This window comes from Geoglobus ahangari (assembly GCF_001006045.1).
Classification (GTDB): Archaea; Halobacteriota; Archaeoglobi; order Archaeoglobales; family Archaeoglobaceae; genus Geoglobus; species Geoglobus ahangari.
The window spans coordinates 1,453,462-1,477,915 of sequence record NZ_CP011267.1; the positions used below are offsets into that span (position 1 = coordinate 1,453,462).

General features: G+C 55.0%; 27 protein-coding genes. 13 read left to right on the plus strand and 14 right to left on the minus strand.

Translation table 11 applies throughout. The annotated features are described in order from the left end of the window. The first annotated feature begins 39 nt into the window (after positions 1-39). Positions 40-1,380, plus strand: a complete 1,341-nt coding sequence (locus GAH_RS08405) for a RuvB-like helicase (protein WP_048096861.1) — start codon at positions 40-42, stop codon at positions 1,378-1,380. Here the strand turns inward: GAH_RS08405 and npdG are convergent. Next, a complete protein-coding gene (gene npdG / locus GAH_RS08410) occupies positions 1,377-2,033 on the minus strand; it encodes an NADPH-dependent F420 reductase (RefSeq protein WP_048096084.1) in 657 nt (218 codons plus the stop codon). The genes GAH_RS08405 and npdG overlap by 4 nt on opposite strands. Before the next feature lie 100 nt (positions 2,034-2,133). Here npdG and GAH_RS08415 point away from each other — a divergent pair, with 100 nt between their 5' ends. Then, positions 2,134-2,418 (plus strand): hypothetical protein, encoded by a 285-nt coding sequence (locus GAH_RS08415; RefSeq protein WP_048096085.1) that lies wholly within the window; start codon positions 2,134-2,136, stop codon positions 2,416-2,418. Here the strand turns inward: GAH_RS08415 and GAH_RS08420 are convergent, their stop codons facing one another. After that, entirely contained in the window at positions 2,419-2,790 is a 372-nt protein-coding gene (locus tag GAH_RS08420) for an ASCH domain-containing protein (RefSeq protein ID WP_048096086.1), read from the minus strand. 35 nt (positions 2,791-2,825) lie between these two features. Here GAH_RS08420 and GAH_RS08425 point away from each other — a divergent pair, with 35 nt between their 5' ends. Next, entirely contained in the window at positions 2,826-4,664 is a 1,839-nt protein-coding gene (locus tag GAH_RS08425) for an ATP-binding cassette domain-containing protein (protein WP_048096087.1), read from the plus strand. 6 nt (positions 4,665-4,670) lie between these two features. On the opposite strand, the gene icd is transcribed toward GAH_RS08425, so the two are convergent. Beyond that, on the minus strand, positions 4,671-5,909 hold the full coding sequence (gene icd / locus GAH_RS08430; RefSeq protein ID WP_048096088.1) for an isocitrate dehydrogenase (NADP(+)): 1,239 nt from the start codon (positions 5,907-5,909) through the stop codon (positions 4,671-4,673). Between the two features lie 111 nt (positions 5,910-6,020). Between icd and GAH_RS08435 the strand changes: the two genes are divergently transcribed. Next, the gene (locus GAH_RS08435; RefSeq protein WP_048096089.1) at positions 6,021-6,470 is read left to right on the plus strand and encodes a 4Fe-4S dicluster domain-containing protein; all 450 of its coding nucleotides are present in this window, start codon (positions 6,021-6,023) and stop codon (positions 6,468-6,470) included. Next, complete coding sequence (locus GAH_RS08440; RefSeq protein WP_048096090.1) at positions 6,467-7,288, plus strand: CoB--CoM heterodisulfide reductase iron-sulfur subunit B family protein; 822 nt, start codon at positions 6,467-6,469, stop codon at positions 7,286-7,288. The genes GAH_RS08435 and GAH_RS08440 overlap by 4 nt, the downstream gene beginning before the upstream one ends. A 5-nt stretch (positions 7,289-7,293) precedes the next feature. Here GAH_RS08440 and GAH_RS10980 read toward each other — a convergent pair whose 3' ends face one another. The 8 genes from GAH_RS10980 to GAH_RS08480 all read right to left on the minus strand — a co-directional run bounded on the left by GAH_RS10980 (position 7,294) and on the right by GAH_RS08480 (position 12,429). Then, a complete protein-coding gene (locus GAH_RS10980) occupies positions 7,294-7,488 on the minus strand; it encodes a DUF4367 domain-containing protein (RefSeq protein ID WP_048096091.1) in 195 nt (64 codons plus the stop codon). A 2-nt stretch (positions 7,489-7,490) separates the two neighbouring features. Then, on the minus strand, positions 7,491-8,282 hold the full coding sequence (locus GAH_RS08450) for a LolA family protein (protein WP_048096092.1): 792 nt from the start codon (positions 8,280-8,282) through the stop codon (positions 7,491-7,493). 34 nt (positions 8,283-8,316) lie between these two features. Beyond that, entirely contained in the window at positions 8,317-9,120 is an 804-nt protein-coding gene (locus GAH_RS08455) for a helix-turn-helix transcriptional regulator (RefSeq protein ID WP_048096093.1), read from the minus strand. A gap of 165 nt (positions 9,121-9,285) precedes the next feature. Further along, positions 9,286-10,278 carry an alpha/beta fold hydrolase gene (locus tag GAH_RS08460; protein ID WP_169745351.1) on the minus strand — a complete coding sequence of 331 codons (993 nt, stop codon included), beginning with the start codon at positions 10,276-10,278 and terminating at the stop codon, positions 9,286-9,288. Next, the gene (locus GAH_RS08465) at positions 10,271-11,206 is read right to left on the minus strand and encodes a poly(R)-hydroxyalkanoic acid synthase subunit PhaE (protein ID WP_048096096.1); all 936 of its coding nucleotides are present in this window, start codon (positions 11,204-11,206) and stop codon (positions 10,271-10,273) included. Before GAH_RS08465 ends, GAH_RS08460 begins: the two co-directional genes overlap by 8 nt. A gap of 157 nt (positions 11,207-11,363) precedes the next feature. Continuing rightward, the gene (locus tag GAH_RS08470; protein WP_048096097.1) at positions 11,364-11,678 is read right to left on the minus strand and encodes a hypothetical protein; all 315 of its coding nucleotides are present in this window, start codon (positions 11,676-11,678) and stop codon (positions 11,364-11,366) included. Beyond that, positions 11,678-11,941, minus strand: a complete 264-nt coding sequence (locus GAH_RS08475) for an AbrB/MazE/SpoVT family DNA-binding domain-containing protein (protein WP_048096098.1) — start codon at positions 11,939-11,941, stop codon at positions 11,678-11,680. Before GAH_RS08475 ends, GAH_RS08470 begins: the two co-directional genes overlap by 1 nt. Before the next feature lie 38 nt (positions 11,942-11,979). After that, positions 11,980-12,429, minus strand: coding sequence for a MaoC/PaaZ C-terminal domain-containing protein (locus GAH_RS08480; RefSeq protein ID WP_048096099.1), 450 nt, complete (start codon positions 12,427-12,429; stop codon positions 11,980-11,982). Positions 12,430-12,538: 109 nt separating this feature from the next. On the opposite strand from GAH_RS08480, the gene argJ reads away from it, so the two are divergent. Genes argJ through GAH_RS08500 form a run of 4 tightly spaced genes read left to right on the plus strand, consistent with a single transcriptional unit; the run spans position 12,539 to position 17,212 of the window. Next, positions 12,539-13,669, plus strand: coding sequence for a bifunctional ornithine acetyltransferase/N-acetylglutamate synthase (gene argJ, locus GAH_RS08485; protein WP_048096100.1), 1,131 nt, complete (start codon positions 12,539-12,541; stop codon positions 13,667-13,669). Then, positions 13,669-14,883, plus strand: coding sequence for a potassium channel family protein (locus GAH_RS08490; protein WP_048096101.1), 1,215 nt, complete (start codon positions 13,669-13,671; stop codon positions 14,881-14,883). Before argJ ends, GAH_RS08490 begins: the two co-directional genes overlap by 1 nt. Then, a complete protein-coding gene (locus GAH_RS08495; protein ID WP_048096103.1) occupies positions 14,880-15,998 on the plus strand; it encodes a cation:proton antiporter in 1,119 nt (372 codons plus the stop codon). Before GAH_RS08490 ends, GAH_RS08495 begins: the two co-directional genes overlap by 4 nt. Beyond that, complete coding sequence (locus GAH_RS08500) at positions 15,995-17,212, plus strand: NAD(P)/FAD-dependent oxidoreductase (RefSeq protein WP_048096105.1); 1,218 nt, start codon at positions 15,995-15,997, stop codon at positions 17,210-17,212. The genes GAH_RS08495 and GAH_RS08500 overlap by 4 nt, the downstream gene beginning before the upstream one ends. Here GAH_RS08500 and GAH_RS08505 read toward each other — a convergent pair. After that, positions 17,190-18,101 carry a DUF1152 domain-containing protein gene (locus GAH_RS08505; RefSeq protein ID WP_048096106.1) on the minus strand — a complete coding sequence of 304 codons (912 nt, stop codon included), beginning with the start codon at positions 18,099-18,101 and terminating at the stop codon, positions 17,190-17,192. The genes GAH_RS08500 and GAH_RS08505 overlap by 23 nt on opposite strands. A gap of 71 nt (positions 18,102-18,172) precedes the next feature. On the opposite strand from GAH_RS08505, the gene GAH_RS08510 reads away from it, so the two are divergent. From GAH_RS08510 to GAH_RS08525, 4 genes are all read left to right on the plus strand, one after another. Then, positions 18,173-18,655, plus strand: a complete 483-nt coding sequence (locus GAH_RS08510; RefSeq protein ID WP_048096108.1) for a gamma carbonic anhydrase family protein — start codon at positions 18,173-18,175, stop codon at positions 18,653-18,655. Positions 18,656-18,834: 179 nt separating this feature from the next. Further along, complete coding sequence (locus GAH_RS08515) at positions 18,835-19,029, plus strand: type II toxin-antitoxin system ParD family antitoxin (protein WP_245604010.1); 195 nt, start codon at positions 18,835-18,837, stop codon at positions 19,027-19,029. Then, entirely contained in the window at positions 19,026-20,177 is a 1,152-nt protein-coding gene (ftsZ, locus tag GAH_RS08520; protein WP_048096110.1) for a cell division protein FtsZ, read from the plus strand. The genes GAH_RS08515 and ftsZ overlap by 4 nt, the downstream gene beginning before the upstream one ends. Before the next feature lie 35 nt (positions 20,178-20,212). After that, a complete protein-coding gene (locus GAH_RS08525) occupies positions 20,213-20,515 on the plus strand; it encodes an MTH1187 family thiamine-binding protein (RefSeq protein WP_048096112.1) in 303 nt (100 codons plus the stop codon). On the opposite strand, the gene rgy is transcribed toward GAH_RS08525, so the two are convergent. Then, entirely contained in the window at positions 20,499-23,720 is a 3,222-nt protein-coding gene (rgy, locus tag GAH_RS08530) for a reverse gyrase (protein ID WP_048096113.1), read from the minus strand. The two genes, GAH_RS08525 and rgy, sit on opposite strands and share 17 nt — an antisense overlap. Positions 23,721-23,848: 128 nt before the next feature. Further along, positions 23,849-24,421: an adenosylcobinamide amidohydrolase gene (locus tag GAH_RS08535; protein ID WP_048096115.1), complete on the minus strand. Its 573-nt coding sequence runs from the start codon at positions 24,419-24,421 to the stop codon at positions 23,849-23,851. Between the last annotated feature and the right edge of the window lie 33 nt (positions 24,422-24,454).

Genomic DNA, 24,454 nt, shown 5'->3' on the forward strand with positions numbered 1-24,454 from the left:
TATATTGAAGTTCTAATCCATTGAAGTCGGGTGATTGTCATGGAGGAGATTCGCGAGATCGCCCAGAAGTTTGAGAGGTACAGCGCTCACTCCCACATCACCGGCCTCGGACTTGACGAGAATCTGAGGGCGAGGGACATAGGCGGCGGGCTCGTGGGGCAGAAGAAGGCGAGAGAGGCGGCGGGAATAATCGTCAGGCTGATCAGGGAGGGCAAGATGGCCGGCAGGGGAATACTCATAGCAGGCCCGCCGGGCACCGGAAAGACGGCCATAGCGGTTGCGATAAGCAAGGAGCTCGGAAAGGACATTCCGTTCGTTCAGGTTTCTGCGAGCGAGTTCTACAGCAGCGAGATGAAGAAGACCGAGGCTCTCTACCAGACCATGAGGAAGGCGATAGGCGTGAGGATAAGGGACACGAGGAGGGTGCTCGAGGGCGAGGTTGTTGAGCTGGACTACAACATGGTTCCCAACCCGTACAACCCGACCCAGAAGATCCCGGAGTCCGCGACCATAACCCTCGCAACGAAGAGCGAGAAGAGGAGGTTCAGCGTTGGGAGCAGAATCGCGATGCAGTTCATGTACGCCGGAATTACGAAGGGAGACGTCATCGTGATAGATAAGGAGACCGGCAGGGTGACGAGGCTCGGAAAGAGCAGCTCTGCCAAGAAGTTCGACATAGGCGATGAAGACGTGGTCGAGGTGCCCGATGGAACCGTGGAGAAGGACAAGGAGTTCACGTACGTCGTCACGCTCCACGATCTCGATGAGGCGAGGGCGAGGAGGAGCACGATCTTCAGCCTCTTCTCCTCTGAGAGCAGGGAGATTGACAACGAGATAAGGCAGGCGGTTGACGAGCAGGTGAAGGATTGGATCGAGCAGGGGATGGCTGAGCTGATCCCGGGAGTGCTGTTCATAGACGAGACCCACCTGATGGACATCGAGCTATTCGCCTTCATGAACAGGGCCATGGAGAGCGAGATGGCGCCCATAATCATCCTCGCGTCCAACAGGGGATTTGCGAGGATAAGGGGCACCGACGAGGTCTCTCCGCACGGCATACCGCTCGACCTTCTGGACAGGCTCCTGATAATCACCACCGAGCCCTATAGCAGGGAGGACATACGGCTGATAATCGAGACGAGGGCTGCGGAGATGGGTCTGCTGATTGACGAGAGCGCGCTGGAGAAGCTCACGGAGATTGGTGCGAGCAACAGCCTGAGATATGCGATCCAGTTACTCGCTCCGGCAAACGAGCTGGCCAAGATCAGAAACTCCTCAAAAATTGAGGTTGAGGACGTCGAGAGGGCGGAGCAGCTGTTCGCGGACGTGAGCAAGAGCTCCGCATACCTGAAGGAGTGGGAGGAAAAGATGCTGAGCTAAGCGAACCTTACCCCCAGCTCCCTTGTTTTATTTCTCTTTGCGAGGTTTATCAGAAGGGGCGTGAGGGCCTCGATTGTTGGAGAGTTCTCGAGCCCTCCGGCGTCAAAGGCCCTCAGGCCATCTATGCTCGACACGATCTCCATTACAATTCTCTTTGCATCCTCGTCGTCGGAGCAGACAGCAACGTCCCACTCGAACCTCTCTTGCGGGTTTGCGAATCTCTTTGCAGGTATGTTGTTGAACGCAACCACGACTTTGCTCCTGTCGAGGATTCTCGCGAGCTTGAGACCTGCAGACCCTTCCGGAGGGGGGCTGTACCTGAAAACCCCGTTCTCGACGACCATGGGGACTACTGGGGAGATCACGACCTTGCCAGCCAGACTGTCCCTGAGCTTCTCGGCAGTCTCAAACGCGTGCTGCCACGGTATGGTTATCACGGCCACATCCGCCTTCATCGCTGCCTCCTCGTTCACCATTCCCTGTATGTCCCCCTTTCCGCCCAGCTCCTCCACGAGGGCGTTGAAGTGCTGGGCCTTCGAGAGTGCCTTTTCCTCCTTCCTCGAGCCGATAATCACGTCGTAGCCTGCGAGCTTGAGCCTGAACGCGAGACCCTCGCCTATGTTTCCCGTGCCCCCAATTAGAGCGATCCTCATCGAGGTGACTTGGCAGGGGGTTTATAAAAAACCTTTGAAACTTTTACACCGACATCAAAGCGGCGGATAAACCTTTTATAGGGCCTTGCGGAGGTTGAATATGGCCGGGAGACTTCTGCTGCTCCTCTTAGCCATCGCCGTGATGGCCTTCTCCGGATGCTCTGGTGAGAAGGAGGAGAAGGCCGGGAGTGCGCAGCTCGACCTCCACGGGGTTGGAAAGTGCGACCAGTGTCACGAAGCTTATCCAGTCAAGGACATAGCAGCCGGTCTGCACAAGGCGGCTTTCGACAAGCAGCCAGACATCCACAAGAGGCTCTGCTCGGAATGTCATGATGTCAACAGCTTCTGCGGGCAGTGCCACGAGGTTCCAGACGCTGTCAAGTGATCAGTCCCGCTCATCCTCGAGCATCTCGGGCAGTTCCACGTTGACCCAGACCTGCGCCCCCCTCGGAATGTCAACCCTAACCTTTTTTGCAAACCTCCTTGGATTCTTCAGCACCCACGCGTATAGCTCCCTCCCTCTGGAGTACTCCTTGAGGAACTCGTAATCCGCCTTGTGAAGATCCCTGTATTCGGCGAGCTCCTCGGGAGTGAAGGGGCCGAGAACGTCGGATAACTCCACAGTGCCCAGCGCGTGGCCTTCGGAGAGTATCAGGATCTCCCCCCTCACCCCAGTCCTCCTCGTCCTCACCTCCCACTTCTTTTCCCCGCTGACGATCATGTCCGCGAACGGTTGCCTCACTATCAGTCCCTTCACGAAACATCTATCTATTTCCCGCGTTTATTTCTGTTATGATCTTGAGGGTGACTGGATCTCACGCTCACAGAAAGTGGTTCGGAACTGTTGAGCTTGAGAACGGGCTTGTGCTCTACACCACCGGCTGCGTAGCCTCATGGCTCTTCGAGGGCGACGAGGTCGAGGTTGCTGCGAGGTCGAGACCCAAGGACGTGCTCGGGAGGGAAACGCTGTTCTTCGACGACTACGACCTCTACAGGATCTACGACGGCGAGAGGGTGAAGGTCTGGGGCTACTTCAGAAAGGAGGTCGTGCTGAGCAGGAAGAGCCTTGGAAGGGAGATATACTCCTACAGGATCCTTGCGAGGGAGGCGGTGTTCGAGAGGGACTTCGAGGCTATAGCGGAGCTCGAGCAGTACCACTACGCGAGCCAGAAGAGCAAAGTCGCTCTGTGGAGGTGCGAGGGGTGCGGGAAGCTTCTGGAGTCCAACATAAAGCCGAGCTGCGACTGTGGAGGGGAGGTGCACATTGTCGAGATAAAGGGCTCCACCCCCGCGTCAAGGTTCCTCGTGTTCGAGCTCGCTGACAGACAGCCCTTCGAGCCGGAAATAGTCGCTTACGTGAGGGTCGACCCCCCGGTGCCCTCGATGCACCGCAGGCTCGGGGATGAGGTGGTGAAGAACATAAGGAAGCTCGTCTTCCCGGAAGACTGGTTCGAAAACGTATTCGCCCCAGAGGAGGAGATGAAGGAACTGTTTCAGGAGCTGAGGAGGAAGCACTCGCTAAAGGTGGCGAGGCACAAGCTCTGGGAGGTGGCGAGCAGAAGGGCCATGATGGAGTGCAACTCCGCAGCCTCGAGGATCGCGAGGGTTGTGGTTCATCCGGACTACAGGGCAGACGGGATAGGGAGGCTTGCGGTCGAGATCGCTGCCGAGTGGATTGCCGAGAGAAGAGTGCCCGAGATGAGGAGAAGGAAGCACCTCGTGGAGGTCATAGCCCAGATGGCCAGATTCAACCCCTTCTTCGAGAAGGCAGGGTTCTACTACATGTGGGACACGGCAAGCGGCAAGCCCGTGCTCTACAGGCCGCTGAGCGATGAGGCTGAGCAGCACATAAAGCGCTTCCTCGAGAGCGACGAGGAGGGCAGGAGGCATGGAGGGAGGCTGTGCGTCTCAAGGTACGGCAGGGTCGAGCCCCTCAGGAAGCTGAGGTTCGAGAGAGTCTCCAAGGTCTTCTCCACCCAGCTCGACGTCGAGAGGGTTTCTGAGGACGTGAGGTTCGTTCTGGAGTCCTTCGGTGTGAGGCAGAGGGTCGTGGAGAGGTACGTGTTCAGAGACCTGAGCCTTGATGTGAGGCCAGGAGAGGTTCTGGCCGTCGTGGGGGCGAGCGGATCGGGGAAAACTACGCTCCTCAAGATGATCCTCGGCTTGGAGAGGCCGACATCCGGCTCGGTTGAGGTTGAGGCGGGAGAGGTGGCCTGCCTGATTCCGGGTGAGGTCGAACCAGAGATTGACGGGAGGTGCGTCATCGAGCACGTTTACGGGGTTTGCGGGGACATCTACCTTGCGGTCGAAGTGCTCAACACCTGCGGGATAAGCGATGCGGTTCTGTACAGAGCGAGGTATCACGAACTCTCCACCGGGCAGAAGGAGAGGTTCAAGCTGGCGATGCTCCTCGCCAGAAGACCGAGTTTGCTGCTCGTCGACGAGTTCGCGGCTCACCTTGACGAGGTCACCGCGATGAGGGTTGCGAGGAAGGTGTCCGAGATTGCGAGGAGGGCCGGGATAACCCTGATTGCCGTGACCCACAGGAAGGAGGTGATCTCAGCTTTATCGCCGGACAGAATACTCTACGTTGGCTACGGTGGTGTGATGGCAGAAGAAAACAGAAATTAAGGGGGTTTAAACGCTGTCCAGCCTCTCGACAACGGCCTGAGCGAACTCCCTCGTTCCGACGAGGTTTCCACCCATGTGCCTGTGCAGGTCGTAGGTCACGATCCTGTCCTCGACCGTGAGCTCTATCGCCCTCTTGATCATCTCCCCCGCCTTCTTCCATCCGAGGTACTCGAACATCAGCACACCCGTCAGGATTTCTGCTGTAGGGTTCACCTTGTTCTGGCCAGCATACTTTGGCGCCGAACCATGCACGGGCTCGAAAACCCCCATTCCGTCGCCTATGTTGCTGCCAGGCGCAACTCCAAGGCCTCCAACCAAGGCCGCTGCGGCGTCGCTCATGTAGTCTCCGTTCAGGTTCGGCATCGCGAGAACGTCATACTCTGCAGTCCTCGTCAGGAGCTGCTGGAACATGTTGTCAGCGATGCGATCCTTGATCACGATCTTGCCCTTGGGAATTTTGCCATCATAGTTGTTCCACAGCTCATCTTCAGTGATCGTGACGTCCTCAAACTCCTCTCTCGCCACCTCGTAGCCCCAGTCCCTGAAAGCTCCCTCCGTGTACTTCATTATGTTGCCCTTGTGGACTAAGGTCACGCTCTCCCTGTCGTTGTCGAGTGCGTACTGTATGGCAAGCCTCACGAGCCTCTTTGTGGCGAACTCGCTTATCGGCTTGATCCCTATTCCAGAATCCTCCCTTATAGTCACCCCAAACTCGTCTGCCAGAAACTTTATGAGCTTCTTAGCCTCTTCACTCCCCCTCGGCCACTCGATGCCCGCGTAAACATCTTCAGTGTTCTCCCTGAATATGACCAGATCAACAGCCTCGGGGTTCTTCAGGGGGCTTGGGAACCCTTTCAAGTAGTAAACTGGCCTGACGTTGGCGTAGAGGTCGAGAACCTGCCTGATCGTGACGTTCAGACTCCTGAAGCCCCCGCCAACGGGGGTCGTGAGCGGGCCCTTCAGGGCGACCCTGTACTCCCTTATGGCATTGAGCGTATCCTCGGGCAGGTATGTGCCGTACATCTTGTACGCATCCTCTCCGGCGTAGGTCTTGAACCACACAATTTCCTTTCCAATCTTCTCGGCCGCAGCGTCAAGGACGAGCATCGCAGCCGGCACAACGTCCTTCCCAATCCCGTCCCCCTCGAAGTAGGGGATGATCGGGTTATCCGGAACCACAAGCTTTCCGTTCTCGTACCTTATCTTCTCCCCCTCTTCCGGCGGCCTGATCTTCTCGAAGCTCATGTGCCCCACTCTGGAGGAGGTAATAAAAGGTTTGCCAGAACCTCACAAGGATTTGAGGCAGGGCTCTCAAACTCCGACACGTTTTAATAATAAAGCCTACAACAGACTTCGATGAACGATGATCTGCTTAGGAAGCTCAACACGTGCATTCAGTGCGGCACGTGCATTGCGAGCTGTTTTTCCGGCAGGGTTACTGCCCTCAACACGAGGAAGATCATCATGGAGTACATCGCCAAAGGTAGGCCCGTGAAGGATGACGACACGATCTGGTTCTGCGTCACCTGCTATGCCTGTCAGGAGAGGTGTCCGCGCGGGATACCCATAACCGACACCATTCTTGAGGCGAGAAAGGAGCTTGTCAGGGAGAAGGGGTTGCCGGGAAGGCTGAAGTATGCCTTCAAGTTCCTCATGGAGCAGACTGCCTACGTTCCCGCGAGGGAGGAGCACGTGAAGCTGAGGGAAGAGTTCGGCCTGCCCCTCTACCACTCCCAGTTCGTTGACGAGGCGAGGGAAGAGGTGTCCGAGATCGTCAGGAGGCACATTGGAGGGGTGGTCAGATGAAGTTCTTTCCCGGGTGCATGATCCACAACAGGTATCCGGGAGTCGAAAAATCGCTCTACTACGTCTTCGAGAACCTCGGCATCGACATCTCCCCTCTCGAGGGTTCATCCTGCTGTCCGGCCCCATCAATAACGAGGTCTGTCAGCAACGAGCTGTGGGAGGAGGTCGGACTGAGGAACTTAAGGCTCGCTGATGGTGAGACGATAATGACGGCCTGCAACGGCTGCTTCACGACCCTCCTCGAGGTCTCGGAGAAGTTTGAGGAGGGGGACGTAAGGCACGTGGCCGAGTTCCTCTACTCTGATGTCGGGATAGACAGGATAAAGAGGCACGTGGCCAAGAGGCTTCCGCTCAGAGTGGCTGTGCACTACGGCTGCCACTTCTTCAGACCGAGCAAGCACAAGAAGTTCGTGTCTCCCGAGAGGCCCACGATGCTCGACGAGCTTGTGGAGGCGATAGGTGCTGAGAGCGTGGACTACAAGTACAAGTTCATGTGCTGCGGCGGAGGTGGTGGGGTCAGAGCGGGAGCTACGGAGGTCTCCCACGACCTGCTCGAGAAGAAGATGGACGCCATAGCCGAGGCTGAGGTGGACGTCATCGTCGTCGTGTGTCCGCTCTGCATGAATCAGTTCGATGTTGGGCAGAAGGAGCTGAAGGAGCAGAGGGGGAAGGAGTACGGCATTCCGGTCGTGCACTACGTCCAGCTTCTCGCGATAGCCATGGGAATGGATGTTGAGCTTTCAGGCATAGACAGGCACAGCATAGTTAGTCAGCCCCTCATCGAGAAGCTAATAATGGGAGAGAGGGTGGAGGAGTAAAAAAATCAGATCATAGACTCGGCGACTTTTATCAGCTCCTCCTTTCCCAGATTTCCGGATACTGTCACCACAACTCCGTCTTTTTCGAACGAGAGCATTCCGGATCCAAACAGCTCAGTGTATAACCCCTCCAAGTCCCCTATCCTCACTTTCTCCGAGTTCTCGTTCTCGACAATCACGCCATCTGCGCTCTCGCTCACCGTCAGAATCCTCCCCCATCCCCGTACATCATCGTCACTGCCTTGCCGTTCACGACCGTTATGCTCCTGAGCTCAAGGTTGGCCGTGTACTCAGGAACGAGCAGCGTGAAGTTAACCATCTTCTGCGCTTCCTCTATGCTTTCCGGCTTCTCTATCCCGAGATCCTTTTCGGTTACAACTTCCGCACCCTCCGGGATTTCGAACTCGAACTCGCTGTCGTCAATTCCGATGTTGAACCTCACGTTTCTGTACTCCGTGATCATCTTCCCGGCAGGCATTTCCTGCACGATCTTCAACGGGAACCAGTACTCCATGTCCACCCACATCTCCATCTCTCCACCCATGCTATCGTTCTTGGGTGTAAGCCTTATCACGTAGCAGTCCCTTCCTGACACCTTCTCACTCCCCACGAGCTCAACGTTGTAGTTCTCGAGCATCTCCTCAACAATCGTTCCGTAGTCGGGAGCTTTCGGAGTGTACTCGCCAACCTCGAACACGAAAACCCTGTTTGACTTCCTGTCGTAGCTCCACATCTTCTTTCCATTGGACACGAAAGTTGCATCCTCGTTCAGGCTCACCATCTTAACCTTGTTTGGCTTCTTGTACAAGTACTCGTACTCCAGCGTGGTGGTTGTGTTGTTGTGGTAAAACGTGATGCTCACCACGCTCCTGAAGTCCTCTATGGACTCGTACTTTTCCTGCATCTTTTTGGCAATCTCGTCTGCGCTCAAGTTCGCGCATCCGGACAATGCAATCACAATTGCCGCCAGCACGAGAATTGTAGATGACCGCATGATTTGTGATTCTTAATTTACTATATAAAATTTTTTACTTCAAATCAACATTATGGAACTCCAGATCGCCCATGGGTGTGAGTTGCGGGCTTTTCGACATCTCGTAGAAGTGGTGGAAGAGCCTGAGACCCCACCTGATCGCATCACCATCCCTCGAGAGGTACATCCTGCTCGCGTCGTAGGAATCTCCCGAGTAGAGGCCGATGGCAAAGCCCTTTTCTGCTACTATGAACGCCACTCTCGCGTCATCCACCACTCTGAGCTCCGAGTTTTTGAGAAACTCTATTGCAAGATCGCCATGGGCAGAGAAGCTCTTCTCGAGCACGTTTCTTGTCAGGATGAGCGTGATGTCCTTCTCTCTCGAAGCTCTCGTGAACAGCTGGGGAAACTCCGGGTGGTAAACTGACGACACGCCCTTCACCCATCCCGACTCGAGGACTATGTCTACCCACTCCTCCACGAGCTCGAATGGATTGGTCCTCTTCAGGATTCTTCCTTCGCACAGCATATGGATGTCGCGCAGAAGATCATGGGGGATGGCTGAAACATCGTGGGTGTTGAAGAACTCCCTTATGCTGTGGTCAACCAGCATCAGCCTCTCGACCTCCCACACCTTCTCTAAAACCGCCCTTCCGTAGGTCGTGAGCCTGTACCCATCCCTGCACCTCTCCACCAGTCCCTGCTGCGAAAAGCTCCTGATGTGGGGCTTGACAGTATCCCTCGACACCTTCAGCGCTCTCGCGATCTCGGAGATTCTCCTTTCCTCTCTAAGCTGCTCGAGGATTCTCAGCTTCAGGCTCGTGGTGGTTAAGCTGATGACTTTCTCAAATCTCTCCATGAGACCACCGCTACTTGCGGTAAACACTGTGTTGCTTAAAAACATGTCTGTAGAGAGAGGAAAATGCAATTTGTAAACAGCACATTTTCACATTCACCAGCACGTCAGAAGGTCTTGAGAGGATTGGAACTGAAAGCAGGAGAGTAAAAAATGGAGAGCAGTAGCTCACTTGGATCTCTCGACGATCCACTTTATCGCCTTGTCCCACAGCTCCCTGTGGGCGGAGCTGCTGACCGTCAGCCCGATGTGCCCCTTGTTGACCCTCAGCATGAGCTTGTCCTTGGACGGTATCTTCTCGTAGAATGGAATCGCACACTCGGGGGGTGTTATGTGATCCCTATCGGCCACCAGAAGGAGGGTGGGCATGGTTATCTTCCTCAGGTCAACCTTCTGCCCGTTGACATCGAACTTGCCCTCTATGACCTCGTTCCTGTGGTACCATCTGGTTATGTACTCCTCATAAACGCAGCCCGGTATCGCTGGCGAGTCGAATATCCAGTGATCCATGTACAGGAAGTCGTGGACGAACTTCCTGTCGTCCAGCCTGTTGAGCAGCGCCTGGTACTTCTCGACCGTGAGCCTTATCGGGTCGACAAGCAGAAACGCGAAGTTGAGGAAGTCTCCACTGGCGTTGCCCATTGCCCGTGCAACCTTGTCAGGGTCTATGTTCCTCGCCCACACCGCGAGCGTGTTGTCGGTGTGGAAGTTTATGGGCGGAGCCTGCACGACGAGGTTCTTCACGTTTTCGGGGTGTAGGGTTGAGTATATGGTGCTCAGAGTTGCTCCAAGGCAGTATCCGTGCAGCGTGACCTTGTCAACCTTCTTTTTCTTCTTTATTATGTTCACGCACCTGTCTATGTAGTCAACGTAGTCTTCGATCCTGTAGTACTTGTCCGCCCTCTTCGGGTACCCCCAGTCAACCATCCACACGTCCAGTCCCGCCTCGAGCATCTTCCTGACCACGCTGACCCTCTCGTGGAGGTCGAGGATGTACGGCCTGTTTATGTACGCGTAGACTATCAGCACGGGAGTTTTGAGCAGCCTCTTCCTCCTCGGCTTGAAGTGGAGGAGCTTGAACAGCCAGTCCTCGTCGACGACGTCGAACTCGCAGCTCCACGGGCAGATGTCGACCTCCTTCAGGCACTCGAACTCACTCACTGCCACCACCTCCAAGCCTGCCCTCAAGCTCCTCGATTCTCCTTTCCAGCTCCCTGACCTTCCTCTTCAGATCCATTATCCTCTTGTACGCCTCGTCCATCTCCGAGACCGTGGCGAATGGGTTCAGGGGGCTCTGCTCGAGGATCGACTCGAAGAACCTCCGCATGTGGTAGGAGTAGTCCATCAGGCTTCCCAGCATCATCCTCTGGATTTTCAGGTACTCCTCAGACTTTATCAGGACGTCGAACTTTCTGGCCACAATCTCTGCGAAGTCATTCATGAACTGGTCAAAGCTCTCGATCCTGTTGCTGTTCGCGTACTCTATGAACTCGTCCACGGACTCATCGTACGCGCTCCGCATCAGATCCCTGTACGCGAAGAAGCTCTCCCTGAATGTCTCCCAGTGCTCGGCAGCCTCGAACAGATCGTTGGACGTCTCCTTGGACAGTATGAACGGGTACTCGTTCAGAACCCTGTATCCGTCGAGCTCGAGCTTGTACCTCCTCTTCGCAAGATCCCACCACCTGTTGACGAAGCTCTCAGTGAGGCTTCTGGCCGTCTCGCTGATCGTGTACCCGGCGAAGAGCTCGGACGTCAGCTTCATGTGGGAGATAAGCGAGAGCACGAAGTCCTCGTACGCCTCGTAAACCTCCCTCTGGCTCTCGACGAGCTTGAGCGTCTCAGGGCCGGGGAGGAAGTACCTGAGGTACTGCTCCCCCATGAGGAACATCTCGAGCGGCCTGAAGAAGAACCTGAATATCTCGTCAAAGACCCTCTCAAACTCCTCATCCTTCTTGATTCTGCCTGAAATTGAGTACTTGCTCCACAGCCTTTCCATGTGTTCCCGGATTGATATGTTTCTGAGAAGGAGTTCGAACGATTCCTTCGGCAGTTTCTTAAAAACCTCAACAATATCCTCTTCGAGCACGGTATCACCTGCTATATAATTTTGGTCTTAAATATTATAAAAACTTCGGTTGAGCGGTAATAGGTGTTTACACGCCGTAATAAAGAGTGTTAATGACGAAGATCTGGAAAAGGCTGAGAACAGCAGAAAAATCAAAAAAATGGAGTGGCGGTGTGCTTCACTGCTTCTCCTTCTTCTGAGCCTTCTCTGTCAGCTCGATCATCCTCTTGAAGATCTCGTCCTGCTGCTTTTCAAGCTGATCAAGCAGCTTTCTGAAGTTCTCGAAAACCTTGGCCTGCGACTCCGAGTACATCTCGACAGACTTCTTGACGCTGTCGAAGACCTCGCTCGGAACGACCTGTCTGAGGTACACCTCGTACAGGCTGACGTAGCTATCAGCGGCCACCTTCATCAGGTCGAGGCTCGTCTTGCTTACCCCAAACCCCATCTTGTAAAAACTCCTCATGGTCTCCAAAAAGTCCTTATACTCCATCACTCCTCACCTCCTTCCTTCACAACAATTACCTTGACGATGTCTCCCTCCTTCAGCCCGAGCATGGCCCTGTCGCTCTCAGGTATGGAGATTCTCCCGCCGCTCTGAACTCTCGCCCTGAACACGGCAATGTCCTTCCTAAAAACGTGCATCTCCGACGCAAATCCGAGCATAGAGGAAATGTTCTGCATGAAGTCTCCCTGCATCTTGAGCAGATCATTCCACAGCTTCTGCATTTCCTTGAGGTATTCTGGAACCATCATATACCATTTGGTGGCAATGATATAAATATGTTTTGGTTTTACCAGAGGAGGACCACAACGTAACCCTCCGCAACCACATCCTCGCCAACCAGACACCTGACGTTCAGCCTGTACTTCCTCCTGTCCTTCTCCACAACCTCTCCGACGACCTTGACCACATCACCAATCCTCACGGGCTTGGTGTACCTGAAGCTGGCCTCGAGCAGCACGACGATCCCCGGCATTCTCGCAACTGCTGCCGATACGAGGCTCGTGGTGAGCATTCCGTGAACAACTCTCCCGCCAAACCTCGTCGTTTTTGCGACCTCCTCATCGAAGTGGAGCGGGTTCAGGTCTCCTGAGGCAAGACCGAAAAAGCAGACGTCCACCTCCTCAAGCCTCTTCTCGTACTCTATGGTGTATCCAACGTCCACATTCCCTTCAAACTTCTCGAATTCGACAACCTCTCCACCGTACTTCCGGTAAATTTCCTTTATCTCTTCTAACATATTTTATTATCTTCTCCTGAAGATGTATAACGCTTTCCCTGGGATGAGGTGATGCTGGTGAGGAAAACCCATGCTTAACTTTTTATTGCCTCACTGCCAAACTCCCCTCATGGGTCTCAGCGACAGTCTGAGGTGCTACGGAATCAGGGAGGGGAAGACCGGCGTTGGAATCGCGGTGATGGCCGGCAGGATATTCGCAGTCTACACCCAGAACAGGATCAGGGCCGCTCCGGTGATATTCAACCTGCAGAACCTCGGAAAGAGGGTGAAGGGAATCATCGTGAACTCTGGCAACGCGAACGCGTACACAGGAGAAGAAGGGTTGAGAAAGGCGAGGAGGATGGCCGAGTTTCTCGCTGAGAGGCTAAACTGCGACCTGAGCGAGATAGCCATAGCCTCAACCGGAGTGATAGGCAGGCAGCTTGACGTTGATAAGATTATCAGGATCGGTGAGAAAGTCCTCGAGAGGCTTGGTGGTGGGGAGGAGCACATAAACGCGTTCGCAAGGGCGATAATGACCACGGACAGGTTCCCGAAGATTGCTAAGCGAAGGTTCGGGGGAGTGGAGATTCTCGGCATCGCCAAGGGTGCCGGAATGATTGCCCCGAACATGGCCACCATGCTCGCGTTCATATTCACAAATGCAAGATGCGATGGGATGGAGGAGATATTCAGGGAGGCTGTGGAGGGATCGTTCAACAGGGTCATAGTGGACGGGGACACCTCCACCAACGACACGGTGTTCATGGTTGCGAGCGAGGAGGTTGAGGCAAATCCAGAAGAGTTCCGCGAGCACCTCTCATCCCTGATGCTGGAGCTTGCGGAGATGATGGCGAGGGATGGGGAGGGTGCGACAAAGGTCTTCTGGGTCAGAGTCAGCGGGGCGAGGAGCGATGATGATGCTCTCAGGGTCGCGAGGGCAGTTGCAGGCTCAAATCTCGTGAAGACTGCGGTTTTCGGTGGGGATCCCAACTTCGGAAGGATAATCGCGGCAATCGGGTATTCCGGGGCGGATGTGGACGAGAGGATAACTCTGAAGCTCAGAGGTGAGAGCGGGGTTGCTGTTCTCGTCGAAGAGGGTAATGTTGTCGAGGGCAGCCTTGAACTTGCGGAGAGGATCATGAAGGAGAGCAGGATTGAGGTACTCATAGACCTCCACAGGGGCAGCGGGGAGGGGTACGCCATTGGCTGTGACCTGACTCACGATTACGTGGAGCTGAACTCCAAGTACACGACGTGATGGCCATGCACATCATAGTTGGCGGCGGGAGAGTTGGAAGACAGCTTGCGGACAGGCTCGAGGAGTGCATAATCATCGAGAAGGACGAGGAGACGTGCGAGGAGTTGAGGAGGCTCGGGTACAGGGTTGTTCACGCAGACGCGAGAGAGAGGGAGGTGTGGGAGAGGCTGCCAGTCAGGGGTGCTACAGTGATACTCGCGACCAACGACGACTCGGTGAACATAGCCATAGCGTCGATAATCCGGGATTTCGAGCCCTCCGACATCGTGGCGAGGGTTGAGTCGGAGAGCTACATGCGCGACTACCGGAATCTGGGAGTCAGGGGTGTGAGCTGCGGGAAGACGATAGCCTCCGAGCTCATCCACGAGCTCATTGAGGCGAAGAGGAGATACTTCGAGATAGTTGTGACAGAGGAGAACTTCGCCGGGATGAGGCTCGCGGACATGTATGTTGGAGAGAGCTGCACGATCATCTCGATATACCGGGAGGGGAAGATCTACCGACCCCACCCCGACTTCGTGCTTCAGGTAGGAGACATTGTGGGCATAATCTGCGGGAAGGAGGTGAAGAAGACAAAAAACCCGTTCGACGAGGTGCTTCTGGTCATAAGGTGCGCTGAGAACTACGAGAGGGTCTACAGGGAGGCGAAGGCAATTGCCGAGAGGTTTGACGCGGATCTGCTGATCCTTCACAAGGAGGATGGCAGGATAATGTGCTCCCTGAAGGCGGACAGCATACAGGACATGGACGTTGAGGAGGCGGTGGAGATCCTTGAATCTCTGACAGACAAGGTTGACCTCATAGTGACCGATCCACCGAAAAAGAAGGTCGACTTCAGGACGAGCGTTCTGATAAAGTTCCCGATACTCTTCGCCAAGGGAAAGGAGGGCTACAGGGACATACTCGCGATAGTCAACACAGACAGGCCTGAGAATGTGGTGAGCTACGCGACAGCCTTCGCGAACTATTTTGGAAAAGGGAAGATAATGTTCCTCGACAGGGAGCAGCTCAAGACCTCCTCCTCTACCGTCGAATCTCCGACAGTTGAGATAACGGTGACGGAGTTCAACCCGCTCGTCGAGGTCGTGAGGGAGGTCAAGAGGGGATACGACCTGATAATCTTCTCGATCTCCAACAGCGTTGGGAACATAGACTCCGAGTTTCTCTGGAAGTTCATACTCGATACGGACTCGTCCGTTCTGGTGGTAAGATGAACGAGATGCTCGAGGTTTCGGCTGTTGCGCTCATAGCCTTCGCCTCTCCAATAATCTCGCAGAAGGTGAAGGTTCCTGCGGTGATACTCGAAATTATGGCCGGTTTCGGCCTCGCAATGCTCTTCGGCAGCTTCGCAAGCTCGGAGTGGTTCGGCTTCTTCTCAGTCCTCGGCCTCATCTTCCTGATGTTCCTCTCCGGGCTCGAGATTGACTTTGCCCTCATCATCAGGAAGTCCAAGAGGTACTGGAAGGTTCCGATTTACGTCTTCTCATCCATAGCGCTCGCGTTCGCGCTCACATCTATTGCCGATTTGAACGTGATCTACGCCGTTTTTCTGGCCAACGTCTCACTCGGGATAGTAATGCCGGTTCTGAAGGAGGCGGGGATGTCCTCGACAGAGTTCGGCCAGAAGATTTTGCTTGCAACCTTCGTAACAGACCTTGTGACGATATCCCTTCTCTCAGGAATCGCGCTCGGGTACAGGTCGAGCGGCTCTCAGATGGAGCTCCTCCTCCCACTCCTCCTCTTTCCAGCCTTCATCTTCGCCTACTACTTCGGCCGCTTCCTGATATGGCATTTCCCCGACTTCATGGCCCGATTCTTCGACGATCCGATGGAGCTCGGAGTGAGGGGGAGCTTTGCTATAATGATCATCTTCTCGGGGCTCGCGTACATACTCGGGAGCGAGGCGATTCTCGGGGCATTTCTTGCCGGAGCGCTCATATCCCTCGTCTTCAGAGGAGCGGGGAAGCTTGAGGAGAGCCTGATGGGGGTTGGCTATGGAATATTCATCCCTTTCTTCTTCATAAAAACGGGGGTGGACATGTTCAACAGCATAGGGGAGATGACTCTCTACTTCCCCCTCTTCCTGCTCGCTCTCGGGCTCGTCGTGAAGGTGATTCCGGCGATCATACTCGTTCGGGACTTTGGGGCAATCAAGGCTCTCGGATTCGGCATAATACAGAGCTCAAAGCTTGGGCTGACGCTGGCAGGGGCTGAGATAGCGAGGGAGCTGGGGATAATAAGCTCCGGAGAGGCGGTGAGCATAGCCCTCTGGACGGTCATCTCCGCCCTCGTCTTCCCGACAGCATTCAGATTGATGGTGAGAGAATGAGAGTCGCTGTGGTTGGTGCCGGGCTTGCCGGACTGAACGCGGCCAGAATGCTCTCAGAGTACTGCAAAGTTGACGTGTATGAGGCCGGTGAGGTGGGTGGGCTTGCCGGCTCGTACTGTGCTGGCAGGTACTGCATAGAGGCCTTTTACCACCACTTCTTCAGGGGTGATGAATACCTTCTCTCCCTGATCGACGAGCTCGGGCTTGGCGGGAAGGTGGTGTGGAGGGTCGCGAAGGTCGGTCAGGAGTTTCAGGGCAGGATATATCCGCTCAACACGCCTGTGGAGATACTCGCGTATCCGGGTATGAGCCTTCTGGACAAGGTCAGGCTCACGGCCTTCACGCTGAAGGCGAGGAGGAAGAGGTTTGAGGAGTACGATGACGTCGGGGTTCTTGACGGGCTTAGGGGGGATGCGGGCGAGAGGCTGATAGAGCGGTTCTTCATGCCTCTCCTGAGGTCAAAGTTCGGCGATAACTTCGAGAGAGTTAGCTACGCGTGGCTTCTGGCGAGGGTATCGCTCAGGAGCAACAGGAAGCTGAGCGGTGAGGAGCTCGGCTACCTGAGGGGCGGGATGTACCAACTTGTCGAGAAGCTCTCCGAGGGGCTCAACGTGGTGAGGGAGAGAGCTGCTGTGAAAAAGACCTCGAGGTGGAGCGTTAACGGGAGGGAGTATGATGCCGTCATCTACACGGCACCACTGCCAGAGCTCGGGGAGCTTGCTAAAACTCTCGGGATTGCGGAGGTTGAGTATCAGAGCAGCATCTGCCTCCTGCTCGGAATGGACGAGAGCTTCACTGACAGCCTGTACTGGGTGAACTACAGCAGTGCACCTTTTGGAGCGACAATCGAGCACACAAACTTCATGCCGCTCGAGGACTACGGGGAGCGCCTGATGTACGTCGCCTCCTACACAACCCCGGACAGGGTGCTGGAGATGAGCGACGAGGAAGTGTTCAGGACGTACACGAGGCATCTTGAAAGATACGGCCTTGATGCTGAGGGGATCAGGTGGTGGAAGGTGTTCAGGGCGAAGTACAGTGGGCCGGTATACGAGAGGGGATTCAGGAGGAAGATCACACCCTACAGGGTCGCCGAGGGGTTTTACGTTGCCGGAATGACGTCTGAGGCCAACTACCCGGAGAGGAGCATGAACGGGAGTCTGCTCGCCGGGAAGAAGGCTGCGGAGCAGCTCATATCAGACCTTCTCTCTTAGCCATCTCCACCTCGAGGTCATACTCCGTTTTTATCCCCATTTCGTTGAGAATCTCGCTCGCCTCCTCCACGCTCCTCGTGTGGTTCAGTGCCTTCGCCATTCTGCTCCTCTCGTAAACATCCCTGAGGTTCAGGTAGAAGACGAGGGAATTGAGAATGGACACCTCAATCTCATGCTCCCCCCAGAGCCTGTAGCTTCCGCGAAATCCGGTACGGGCGAGGGCTGGTATCCTCGAGGCCTCGCTCTCGACGTTATTGAGGAACTGCATGAAGTCCCGATCGACCTCCACCATGCTGACCCCGTAAATCGAGCCGTGAAGCTCGGACAGGTAGAATTCGATCGTCTCTCTTTCAAGCTCCCCGTCGCTCCCGAAGCCAACGATGGCGAGGATTGAATTCAGGTCTCGCAGTGCTGACAGCATCATTGAGTCAGCGAGCGGGCTGACGAGGTTCTCCTCCCCACCGAGGGCGAGCGAGTCTCCGCCAGCGTCGACAGCAATCACCAGATCCACCTCGCGCTCATCCACGAACTCCTCGATGTCCCGCTTCAGGCTCGCTACCCCCTCATTTATGCTCACCGCAAGAACCCTCTCCTTCAGGAAGGATGCCACCTGTGAGACTATCGGCTCGATCCTCCCGATCCTCTCCCCTCCCCTTACGAACCCGAGGGTTTCCTTCACGATCTCCACGCCTTCAATCTCCCTGACGCTCCTCGGTCCCGGCTTCCTGTCCCTCCTGAACCTCTCCCAGACCACTCCACCGCAGATGCACTCGACTCCAAACCTTTCGAGAAATCCTCTTACGTACAGCGTGCTTATGACGTCCCCTCCCCCACCGATGCCTATGAGAAGTGCCCTGTTGGCGTCTGAGGCAATGTCCAGCAACCTCACGAACCGTCAGTTGTGGGAGGGGAAGATATCGTTTTCGAAAGGTTAATCTGCTGTAGAGCCATTCCGCGGTTATGAGGAAGGGTGAGCGGGTTTTCATCGCCGATACCGCTGTGATCAAGGGCGATGTGGAGATCGGCGATGACTCGAGCGTGTGGTTCAATGCGGTGATAAGGGGAGACCTCGACAAGGTTGTTATCGGCAGGAGAACCAACGTGCAGGACAACGCTGTGATACACGTGGACGAGGGCTTTCCGACGGTGGTGGGCGACAACGTGACCATAGGGCATTCCGCAGTCGTTCACGGTTGCAGGATCTCGGACAATGTCCTCGTTGGGATGAATGCGGTCGTGCTTAACGGGGCTGAGATTGGCGAGTACTCGATTGTTGGTGCCGGAGCCGTTGTGACGGGAAAGAAGTTCCCCGAGAGGTCGCTAATTCTCGGAGTGCCTGCAAAGGTTGTTAGAGAGATCACGGATCAGGAGATGGAGCTCATAGAGAGGAGCTGGAAGGAGTACCTTAAGCTCAAGGACAGGTACCTCTCGAATACGCTTTAGCTGCGAACACTTTTCTCATTATCATTTCTTTAGAAACATTTTTATAGGAGGACATCGATAGTACAGTGTCCGACAACTGGGGGACAAAATACCACCCATGGCATCCATCGGGTGGCGGCGGGGTGACGGTGGGGGGACACTGTCCTCCCCTTTTTCGTTTAAAAAGGAGCTGAAACACAATGAGAATGAGAAAGATCTCCATAAGGATCACGGATCAGCAGTACGAGTTTATCGAGTCCCTCGTTGCTATGGGGGACTATGCGAATGCAAGCGAGGTCATCAGGGAGGCTCTCAGGATCTTCATCAACCAGAAGAAGAAGGAGCTGAAGGAGCTTATGGGTGATGAAATAAAGTGGATGGGGGAGAATGTATGAAGTCGTTTATTAGGGAGGCGCAGGAGTATTATAGGAAGGAGCTGCAGAGCAGAATGGACAACTTCTCGTTTGAGGAGTTTGGAACACCGAACATAATTGTTGTGGGCTGCGGTGGGAGTGGTAACAACACCGTGAACAGGCTGAAGAATCTGGGTGTTGATGGTGTAACGACCATAGCCATAAACACCGACAGGCAGCACCTCGAGATGATAAAGGCCGACAAGAAGGTTCTGATCGGCAGGAGCATAACCAAGGGGCTTGGAGCCGGTGGTTATCCGGAGATCGGGAGGAAGGCGGCTGAGCTTGCAAGGGGGACTCTCGAGGAGCTCCTTGCCGGTGCGAACCTCGTCTTCGTCTGCGCAGGGCTTGGAGGTGGAACCGGTACGGGCTCAGCGCCCGTAGTTGCTGAGATCGCGAAGAAGCAGGGTGCGATCGTCATAGGGATGGTTCAGACACCGTTCAAGGTCGAGAGGGCGAGGATCGGTAAGGCGATGGAGGGGCTTGAGGAGCTGAAGAAGCATGCCGACACCGTCATCGTGCTGGACAACAACAAGCTCCTCGAGTACGTGCCAAACCTGCCCATAGAGCAGGCGTTCAGCGTGATGGATCAGATTGTGGCCGAGACTATCAAGGGCATAGTGGACACGATAACCAAGCCGTCGCTCATGAACATCGACTTTGCAGACGTCAGGGCGATAATGGAGCACGGTGGCGTGGCTGTGATGCTCGTCGGAGAGGCGAAGTCCCAGAACAAGGCGAGTGAGGTCGTGAGGGACTGCCTGTCCCACCCGCTGCTCGAGGTGGACTACAGGGGAGCGACCGGAGCGCTCATCCACATAACCGGTGGGCCCGATCTGACAATAAAGGAGGCCGAGGAGATAGTGAACAACCTCACGTTTGAGATCTCAGACAACGCGATGGTTATCTGGGGAGCGAGGATATCCAAGGAGTTTGAGGGAATAGTGAGGGTGACGGCGATAATGACCGGTGTGAGCCCCGAGAGGATCTTCAATGTCGAGGAGGAGTACGCCCACTACGGCTACGGAGGGAACGGAAAAAAAGCTGAGGTTCAGGCATACAGCTCTAACGGAAGACAGCCCGTCCCCTCAATGGTGGCGAAGAACTACAACGGCATCGACGTGCTTTAAAAACCCTTTTATTCATTTTTGCACCTCTTTTTTACATGCTCGTCGAGCTCTCAGTCGTCCCGATCGGTGTTGGTGAGTCGCTCAGCGAGTACGTCGCTGAAGCTTTAAAGGTGATAGAGGGAAGGGGGTTGAAGTACGAGCTGTCCTCTATGGGCACGGTTGTCGAGCTCAAGGACTACAGGGAGCTGGGAGAGCTCATGCAGGAGATCAACGACAGGCTCGTGGAAAGGGGCGCTGGCAGGGTGTACATGGTCGTTAAGGTGGACTACAGGCTCAGGGGAGGAAGCATAGAGGGCAAGAAGAAATCCGTGGAGGAGAAGCTCAGACGATCTCCATGATCTCGTCGTAAAGCTCTCTGATGACTTCCAGGTAGTCTGCCCTTCCCTCCTCTACCTCGTCCATCTTCTCCTCAAGGAGCTTCGTCCTCTCCTCAGAGACGAACTTTCCGTAGTTCCTTGAGAGGTAGTCGAACACCTTCCTCCCGGTGTCGGTTGGAATGAGCCTTCCATTCCTCTCGATGACGTACCTCCGCATGAACAGCTTCTCCACTATCGTCGCGTAGGTGGATGGCCTGCCAATTCCCCTCTCCTTCATCAGGGTTATTATGTCCGACTGGGTGTACAGCGGAGCCTTGGGAACCGTCAGAATTCTCGCCCTAACCCTCCTCGTTCCCTCCGGGAGCTCCTCCCTGACCCATACCGATTTGTAGAGCTCGTAAGCCCTCCCCTCAGCCCTGATGACCCTCTCCTCCTCGATATCCCTTCCGTCTGCCCTTATCCTGTATCTTACCACCTCGACCCTGTAGTTTCTGCACTGGCTTGCCATGAACCTCCTGAATATGAGGTCGTAAAGGGCGAGGTGTCTCCTCGTGATCCCCTCTACTTGAATCACACCCTCCTGAATGAGTCTCTGCAGGTCGTACCTGTCGAGTGGCCTCGTTGGCCTTATGCACTCATGTGCCCCCTCCTTCTCCCACCTCCTGCCATGAAAGTCCTCCCCGAGGTACTCTCTTGCGATCCTCAGCCCGACATCGCTGACCGTCGTCGAATCCGTCCTGTGGTAGGTTATGAGACCGCTCTCGAAGAGCTGCTGTGCGAGCCTCATAACCTCTCCTGCAGACATCTTCAGAATCGCGTTGGCATCTCTCAGCATCGCATCCGTCGTGTATGGGGGCAGGGGTGTTCTCTCCTCCTCCCTTCTCTCAACGGCCTCTATCTCGATCGTGAACTCCTGCAGGTCGAAGTCGTCTATGTAGATTCCGAGCTCCTCGACGAAGGCTACCTTCTTCCTCTGCTTGTTCTCCTCAGCCCTCTCGATTATCCAGCCGAGCACAGGTGTCTGGGCTCTGCCGGCAGACAGGTTTCTGTTATCAAACCTCTCCCACAGCTTCTGACTCAACACGAAGCCTATCCACCTGTCCTCGACCCTCCTCACGATCTGAGCCTTAACCCTGTTCTCATCTATGTCCCTCAAACTTTTCAGGGCCTCGTTTATGGCCTTCCTCGTCACCTCGTGGAACTCGGCCCTCTTCACCTCCCCGCAGCCCCTGAGCAGGTTGGCGAGATCCCACGCTATCTTCTCCCCCTCGGCATCAGGGTCGGTTCCAATTATCACATGCCCCGTCTGCTTCGCTATTTTCCTCAGAAACTCTATTCTTCTCCTCGAGTCGTCCACGTTCCTGCTGCCGCACTTGGGACAATTCTCCCTCTCCTCCGTGAACTGGTACGAGCAGTCCCTGCACCTCTTTATGGATGCGTAGATTGGCCTGAAAACCCCGTCGCTCACCTCGACTCCGTGAAACGCTCTGTTGGTTATCAGATCGGTGACGTGGCCAAGGCTGGCCGTGACGAGCAGAACCCTCTCGGGAGTTGGAACCTCGTACGCTATAACCACGCTCTCACCGTCGCTCATGGCCTTGATGCTGGGCTGTCCAAAGAATCTCGCTATCTGCTTGGCCTTCGTGGGGCTCTCGACGATGAAGAGAGTGGGCTTTATTATGTCCTTCGCCTTGTCCCTCTCCCTGAACCTCCTCCTCGACTCGTCTATTTCCCTTATCAGGCTCTCAAAGTCCACCTCATCCTTGCTCTTGAATTCAATGTCGTAGTACCTCGCCCTCTCGATGAACGCCCTCAGCACGTCTCCATCTCCCTCGAGCAGGAAGCTCGCGCCCTTTGTTATTCCTCCTGCGAAAAGCCTCGAAGCCCTGCCAGAGCCCTGAATGTATGTCCTGATGTCCGGGAAGATGACCTCGCTTTCCCTCACAACCACGTCCTTTCTCTCAACCGCCTGCCCGCCCCTGACCAGCTCCTTGAGAACCGACCTCAGCTCCTGCTCCTGACTCTGGCTCAGGCTGTTGAGGTATGGAACGAACCTCTTCACCCTCTCATCTTCCCTGAATATCAGCGCCAGCACCCTCAGCATGTTCGGGCTGATGGAGTCTATGTCGTCGATCCTGACCCTGAACACCGGCGCCTTCACGAAGACGACGAACCTTATTATCTCCGGCAGGTCAAGCCCCCTCACGAGAGTGCCGTAGTAGTAGGCTGTGCCGACGAGGTAGTCCAGCTCACCCCGCTCAAACAGCTCGTAGTCCTTCTTTGATTTCGAGCTCACAATCCCGATTCTGAACTCGTCCCTGAGCTGCTCGTGGATCCTCTCAGCATCCTCCGAGCTCTGAGCGTAGATTATCCCTCCTCTGCCCATCATCCTCAGAATGGACTTCAGCTCCTCCACATCGTCTTTCTCGACCGCGATGTCCTCTATGTTTCTGACCGCATGCGTCGTTGAGCCGACGTCGAAGTTGAGCAGCTCCCTGAAGAGCTTCACCTTCTGGCCCTTTTTTGCCGTTGCCGTTGAAACCATCAGAACGCCCTTTGCCTCCCCCTTCCACCCCTCCTTGGTTTTGCGGAACCCGAGGAGGTGCAGAATTCTGTCCACATTCCTCGAGGCCTTCAGGACTGCGTCAACGTCATCCACGAATATGAAGCCGAACGTTCCCCTGATCTCTCCAAAGTTTCTTGAGAGGAATGCTGTGGTTGTTATCAGGATGCTGTATTTCCCGGATCTCAGCAGCTCGTGGAACTTCTCCTTCTCAGCCTTTTTCATCCCTCCGTGGTAGTAGAGGACGGTTATCTCGCCTTCTTCATTCATCCCCACGTCTATGCCGAGCTTTTCTGAGAAGTCGGAGATCTTCTCAGCAGCCTGAGCCACGAGGAGGGAGGTGGGGAACAGCAGGTATGATCTCCTCCCTTTCTTTGCAAGAAAGAGTGACATCAGGATTCCGAAAGAAGTTTTCCCGATTCCTGTTGGTGCGACAGCCGCAAAGCTCTCCTTCTGGAAGATTCTCCTCGCCCAGAACAGCTGGATGCTCCTCGGCTCTCCGACAGCTTTTCTGAAAAACTCGGAGAATTCTTCGGTTAGCCTGTCAACGTAATGAGCGCAAAGGGGAGTGTGCTTTTTCAGGCAAATTTTCCTCTCGATCTCCTCATCTGTCAGTGTTGAGTGGCATATGCTGCACAGATTCTCGTACTTTGCGAAAATCATCAGAGAAGGTTCTGAAAGGTCGTTTTAAATGTTTCCGTAAAAATGTAGAAGTGGTTATTTCCTGCGTGCTATGGTCATGGCTGCAAGTGTCAGGAGTGCTGCGGGGGTTTCAAAGCCCAATGACAAAGCTACCACTTTCCAAGGCTCTCCTTTACTCCATTCTTAACAGCCCGCCATATCTTCCTCCCGAGTTCGCTCGCGGGCCCGGAGTACTTGTACTTCCTGCCCTTCCCAGTTCTCGCAACCACGATCGCATCTGTGTTTGTTCCGGTGAACCTGTGGCCGAGCTCGAAGAGTGCTGCACTCTTTGCCTCTGTTGCTGTTATCACCGCGTTGACCATTCCACCGTCAGAAACGTCCGCATCTATGACGAGGATTATGTTTATCGTTCCGGGCGTTTTTAGAGGCTCGTTGGGGTTTTTCACGCCTGCAGTGATGAAGGCCGTGACCTCATCAGCGCTGACAACTGCGAGCTTGTCCATGGGCACGGAAGTCAGGAGGCCGAAGTACTCATCATCTCTGAAGCCGAGCTCTGAAGCAACGCCACGCAGGTACTCGACAGGGTCGTACCGCTCGAAGTCATCTGAGACTGTGTGGTTGAATATCGCTTTTACGTCCCTCCATCCCCCGAGAAGCCCGGAGCTCAGGGCGTTGAACTCCCCCTCCACGACGAGCGCATCCCTGATGATCCTGTACTCCATGTTCAAACCCCGAGCTAAGCACGAACTACAGGC

What these genes read in the sequence shown, in the direction of transcription:
- GAH_RS08405 (WP_048096861.1), top strand. Translation starts at nt 40, where the DNA reads ATGGAGGAGATTCGCGAGATCGCCCAGAAGTTTGAGAGGTACAGCGCT.
- npdG (WP_048096084.1), bottom strand. Translation starts at nt 2,033, where the DNA reads ATGAGGATCGCTCTAATTGGGGGCACGGGAAACATAGGCGAGGGTCTC.
- GAH_RS08415 (WP_048096085.1), top strand. Translation starts at nt 2,134, where the DNA reads ATGGCCGGGAGACTTCTGCTGCTCCTCTTAGCCATCGCCGTGATGGCC.
- GAH_RS08425 (WP_048096087.1), top strand. Translation starts at nt 2,826, where the DNA reads ATGATCTTGAGGGTGACTGGATCTCACGCTCACAGAAAGTGGTTCGGA.
- icd (WP_048096088.1), bottom strand. Translation starts at nt 5,909, where the DNA reads ATGAGCTTCGAGAAGATCAGGCCGCCGGAAGAGGGGGAGAAGATAAGG.
- GAH_RS08435 (WP_048096089.1), top strand. Translation starts at nt 6,021, where the DNA reads ATGAACGATGATCTGCTTAGGAAGCTCAACACGTGCATTCAGTGCGGC.
- GAH_RS08440 (WP_048096090.1), top strand. Translation starts at nt 6,467, where the DNA reads ATGAAGTTCTTTCCCGGGTGCATGATCCACAACAGGTATCCGGGAGTC.
- GAH_RS08450 (WP_048096092.1), bottom strand. Translation starts at nt 8,282, where the DNA reads ATGCGGTCATCTACAATTCTCGTGCTGGCGGCAATTGTGATTGCATTG.
- GAH_RS08455 (WP_048096093.1), bottom strand. Translation starts at nt 9,120, where the DNA reads ATGGAGAGATTTGAGAAAGTCATCAGCTTAACCACCACGAGCCTGAAG.
- GAH_RS08470 (WP_048096097.1), bottom strand. Translation starts at nt 11,678, where the DNA reads ATGGAGTATAAGGACTTTTTGGAGACCATGAGGAGTTTTTACAAGATG.
- GAH_RS08475 (WP_048096098.1), bottom strand. Translation starts at nt 11,941, where the DNA reads ATGATGGTTCCAGAATACCTCAAGGAAATGCAGAAGCTGTGGAATGAT.
- GAH_RS08480 (WP_048096099.1), bottom strand. Translation starts at nt 12,429, where the DNA reads ATGTTAGAAGAGATAAAGGAAATTTACCGGAAGTACGGTGGAGAGGTT.
- argJ (WP_048096100.1), top strand. Translation starts at nt 12,539, where the DNA reads ATGGGTCTCAGCGACAGTCTGAGGTGCTACGGAATCAGGGAGGGGAAG.
- GAH_RS08490 (WP_048096101.1), top strand. Translation starts at nt 13,669, where the DNA reads ATGGCCATGCACATCATAGTTGGCGGCGGGAGAGTTGGAAGACAGCTT.
- GAH_RS08495 (WP_048096103.1), top strand. Translation starts at nt 14,880, where the DNA reads ATGAACGAGATGCTCGAGGTTTCGGCTGTTGCGCTCATAGCCTTCGCC.
- GAH_RS08500 (WP_048096105.1), top strand. Translation starts at nt 15,995, where the DNA reads ATGAGAGTCGCTGTGGTTGGTGCCGGGCTTGCCGGACTGAACGCGGCC.
- GAH_RS08510 (WP_048096108.1), top strand. Translation starts at nt 18,173, where the DNA reads ATGAGGAAGGGTGAGCGGGTTTTCATCGCCGATACCGCTGTGATCAAG.
- GAH_RS08515 (WP_245604010.1), top strand. Translation starts at nt 18,835, where the DNA reads ATGAGAATGAGAAAGATCTCCATAAGGATCACGGATCAGCAGTACGAG.
- ftsZ (WP_048096110.1), top strand. Translation starts at nt 19,026, where the DNA reads ATGAAGTCGTTTATTAGGGAGGCGCAGGAGTATTATAGGAAGGAGCTG.
- GAH_RS08525 (WP_048096112.1), top strand. Translation starts at nt 20,213, where the DNA reads ATGCTCGTCGAGCTCTCAGTCGTCCCGATCGGTGTTGGTGAGTCGCTC.
- rgy (WP_048096113.1), bottom strand. Translation starts at nt 23,720, where the DNA reads ATGATTTTCGCAAAGTACGAGAATCTGTGCAGCATATGCCACTCAACA.
- GAH_RS08535 (WP_048096115.1), bottom strand. Translation starts at nt 24,421, where the DNA reads ATGGAGTACAGGATCATCAGGGATGCGCTCGTCGTGGAGGGGGAGTTC.